The sequence below is a fragment of the Candidatus Erwinia dacicola genome (assembly GCF_001756855.1).
GTDB lineage: Bacteria > Pseudomonadota > Gammaproteobacteria > Enterobacterales > Enterobacteriaceae > Erwinia > Erwinia dacicola.
On the sequence record NZ_MAYS01000492.1, the window covers coordinates 1 to 2,022 of the forward strand.

The window sequence follows — 2,022 nt, forward strand, 5'->3', positions numbered from 1 at the left end:
GGCGGGCGTTCACGCCACCAAAATGCTCTCTGACAGGCTGCATCAGATGGCAAAAAAATGATGGCTGCAGGCACCGGCTCTGGATAAGTGCGCCTGAAAAATGGCTTTCAGATAAGAAACACGGCAAAAACGGCTTTTTACGCATTATCATGCGACAGACCTGACGCAATGAGCCCCTTCTTCACCATAAATTCACTGTTAGGAAACCCCAAAAATGGTCGATTCAGTTTCCTAACCATCAAGACTCTACCTAAATTCTGCCGTGAAATGTTTTGCCATTGGGTCACCTGGGTGTTGGGGAGGTGAGCATATCACTTCCGATCAGGTGGATAGTATCAGTGTGCCACTACATTTTCATGCCGTATTCTGAGAAAGTGGTTCTATTTCACCTGTAGTGTGGAGTTGTACCAAAAGCTATGGGATAATCGAATAGTTTTTCAGGGGGGAGGATGAGAAAACTTACGCTGCTGTTAATTGTACTACTTGGCTGGTTGCAATATTCGCTCTGGCTGGGCAAGAATGGCATTCATGACTATACGCGCGTTAATGAGTATGTTGCGGTGCAACAGGCGCATAACGCGAAGCTAAAAGCGCGCAACGATCAGCTGTTTGCCGAAATAGACGATCTTAACAGCGGTTTGGAAGCGCTCGAGGAGCGCGCACGCAATGGGCTGGGGATGATTAAACCCGGCGAGACTTTCTACCGCCTTGTGCCGGATGAAAACAGAAGAAACGCGCAGCAAGGTCGATTCGCTAACCAGTAAAGATACTCATGACTAATGTGGTTTCCTTCCCGGACGTGATTGCTGTGGTTCCTGCGGCAGGCATCGGCAGCCGTATGCTGTCAGAATGCCCGAAACAGTATCTCACCATTGATGGAAAAACCCTGCTTGAGCACTGCCTGGATGCGTTACTGGCACATCCGGCGGTGAATCGCGTCGTCGTTGCCCTAAGTCCCCTAGACACCCATTTCCATCAACTGCCGGCTGCGCAGGATCCCCGCATCACTACCGTGATCGGCGGTGGTCAGCGCGCGGATTCTGTACTGGCCGGGCTTCAGGCGACCGATGGCGCGGATTGGGTGCTGGTGCACGACGCGGCGCGCCCCTGTTTGCACCTCACTGATTTAACTCGCCTGCTGGCTATAACCGCGACCAGTCAAGTTGGCGGCATCCTTGCCGCGCCGGTGCGTGACACCATGAAGCGCGCCAGTCACGGTCACGATGATATCGATCACACCGTCGATCGTGAAGCGCTGTGGCATGCACTGACGCCGCAGCTGTTTCCGCTCACTCTGCTGCGCGACTGTCTGCTGAAAGCGATTCAGGAAGGCGCGACCATCACCGATGAAGCCTCGACGCTGGAGTACTGTGGCTACCGTCCCGAACTGGTCAGTGGCCGCAGTGATAACCTGAAGGTGACGCGCCCGGAAGACCTCGCGCTGGCGCAATTTTATCTCACCCAAATACACAAAGATTAAGGTGTGTGCGTGATGCGTATCGGACACGGTTTTGATGTACATGCCTTTGGCGGCGAAGGCCCGCTAATTATTGGCGGCGTGCGTATCCCTTATGAGAAAGGTTTACTGGCGCACTCCGACGGCGACGTGGCGCTGCACGCGCTGATGGATGCGTTGCTGGGTGCCGCTGCACTCGGCGACATCGGCAAACTGTTCCCGGACACCGATGAAGCCTATAAAGGCGCCGACAGCCGCGAGCTGCTGCGCGAAGCGATGCGTCAGATCGCCAAAAAAGGCTATCACGTAGGTAACGTTGATGTGACAATTATTGCTCAGGCACCGAAAATGCTGCCGCATTCGCCGCAGATGCGCATCAATATCGCTGAAGATCTCGGGATCCATATGGATAAGGTCAACGTCAAGGCGACGACCACGGAAAAGCTCGGCTTCACCGGGTGCGGCAAGGGCATCGCCTGTGAAGTCGTTGCGCTGTTGATGAAGGCATAACAATAACAATGGATTTAACCACTCAGGTAGAGTCTTAGGACGTGGTGTAAATTCGA

At 53.8% G+C, this 2,022-nt stretch carries 3 protein-coding genes; all 3 read left to right on the top strand.

The window, feature by feature from the left end; all coding sequences use genetic code 11:
- The first annotated feature begins 449 nt into the window (after window positions 1–449).
- From ftsB to ispF, 3 genes are read left to right on the top strand one after another with little or no spacing between them, the layout of a single operon-like run.
- Complete coding sequence (gene ftsB / locus BBW68_RS12795) at window positions 450–764, top strand: cell division protein FtsB (protein WP_070135656.1); 315 nt, start codon at window positions 450–452, stop codon at window positions 762–764.
- A gap of 8 nt (window positions 765–772) precedes the next feature.
- Window positions 773–1,480, top strand: coding sequence for a 2-C-methyl-D-erythritol 4-phosphate cytidylyltransferase (gene ispD, locus BBW68_RS12800; RefSeq protein WP_070135657.1), 708 nt, complete (start codon window positions 773–775; stop codon window positions 1,478–1,480).
- A 12-nt stretch (window positions 1,481–1,492) separates the two neighbouring features.
- Window positions 1,493–1,966 (top strand): 2-C-methyl-D-erythritol 2,4-cyclodiphosphate synthase, encoded by a 474-nt coding sequence (ispF, locus tag BBW68_RS12805; RefSeq protein WP_070135658.1) that lies wholly within the window; start codon window positions 1,493–1,495, stop codon window positions 1,964–1,966.
- The last annotated feature ends 56 nt before the right edge of the window (window positions 1,967–2,022 follow it).